1 rRNA gene is annotated in these 1,780 nt (G+C 51.3%); it reads left to right on the top strand.

The features are described from left to right. Nucleotides 1–1,707: ribosomal RNA gene (locus ACP7BZ_RS22875) — 23S ribosomal RNA — on the top strand; the annotation flags it as partial. Between the last annotated feature and the right edge of the window lie 73 nt (nucleotides 1,708–1,780).

Below are 1,780 nucleotides of genomic sequence, written 5' to 3' on the forward strand. Positions count from 1 at the left end.
GATATGGTAGGAGAGCGTTCTGTAAGCCTGCGAAGGTGTCTTGTAAAGGATGCTGGAGGTATCAGAAGTGCGAATGCTGACATGAGTAGCGATAATGGGGGTGAAAAGCCTCCACGCCGTAAGCCCAAGGTTTCCTGTTCAACGTTCATCGGAGCAGGGTGAGTCGGCCCCTAAGGCGAGGCAGAGATGCGTAGCTGATGGGAAGCAGGTTAATATTCCTGCACCGTCGTATGATGCGATGGGGGGACGGATCGCGGAAGGTTGTCCGGGTGTTGGATGTCCCGGTTTTTGACTCATAGAAGGCACTTAGGCAAATCCGGGTGCGTAATTCAAGGGGTCGAGACGAGGAACTTAGGTTCTGAAGCAATCGGAAGTGGTTCCAAGAAAAGCCTCTAAGCTTCAGTCATACGAGACCGTACCGCAAACCGACACAGGTGGGCGAGATGAGTATTCTAAGGCGCTTGAGAGAACTCGGGAGAAGGAACTCGGCAAATTGGTACCGTAACTTCGGGAAAAGGTACGCCCTTGTAGTTTGACCACTTTACTGTGGAAGGATGAACGGGTTGCAATAAACTGGTGGCTGCGACTGTTTAATAAAAACACAGCACTCTGCAAACACGAAAGTGGACGTATAGGGTGTGACGCCTGCCCGGTGCTGGAAGATTAAATGATGGGGTGCAAGCTCTTGATTGAAGTCCCAGTAAACGGCGGCCGTAACTATAACGGTCCTAAGGTAGCGAAATTCCTTGTCGGGTAAGTTCCGACCTGCACGAATGGCGTAACGATGGCCACACTGTCTCCTCCCGAGACTCAGCGAAGTTGAAATGTTTGTGATGATGCAATCTACCCGCGGCTAGACGGAAAGACCCCATGAACCTTTACTGTAGCTTTGCATTGGACTTTGAACCAATCTGTGTAGGATAGGTGGGAGGCTTAGAAGCGGGGACGCCAGTTCTCGTGGAGCCAACCTTGAAATACCACCCTGGTTTGTTTGAGGTTCTAACCTTGGTCCGTTATCCGGATCGGGGACAGTGCATGGTAGGCAGTTTGACTGGGGCGGTCTCCTCCTAAAGTGTAACGGAGGAGTTCGAAGGTACGCTAGATACGGTCGGACATCGTGTTGATAGTGCAATGGCATAAGCGTGCTTAACTGCGAGACTGACAAGTCGAGCAGGTACGAAAGTAGGACATAGTGATCCGGTGGTTCTGTATGGAAGGGCCATCGCTCAACGGATAAAAGGTACTCTGGGGATAACAGGCTGATTCCTCCCAAGAGTTCATATCGACGGGGGAGTTTGGCACCTCGATGTCGGCTCATCACATCCTGGGGCTGTAGCCGGTCCCAAGGGTATGGCTGTTCGCCATTTAAAGTGGTACGTGAGCTGGGTTTAAAACGTCGTGAGACAGTTTGGTCCCTATCTGCCGTGGGCGTTGGAAATTTGAAGGGGGCTGCTCCTAGTACGAGAGGACCGGAGTGGACAGACCTCTGGTGTACCGGTTGTCACGCCAGTGGCATTGCCGGGTAGCTAAGTCTGGAAGAGATAACCGCTGAAAGCATCTAAGCGGGAAACTTGCCTTGAGATGAGATTTCCCAGAGCCTTGAGCTCTTTAAAGGGTCGTTCGAGACCAGGACGTTGATAGGCTGGGTGTGGAAGTGCAGTAATGCATTAAGCTAACCAGTACTAATTGCCCGTACGGCTTGTCCCTATAACATTAGCAGTTGTAGAGAAAAGAAAGCGCGTTGTGCTTGTGAGGTACATACTCACTACCCGTGTTGAAA

The organism is Massilia sp. PWRC2 (genome assembly GCF_049896725.1).
Classification (GTDB): Bacteria; Pseudomonadota; Gammaproteobacteria; order Burkholderiales; family Burkholderiaceae_D; genus JAFCUW01.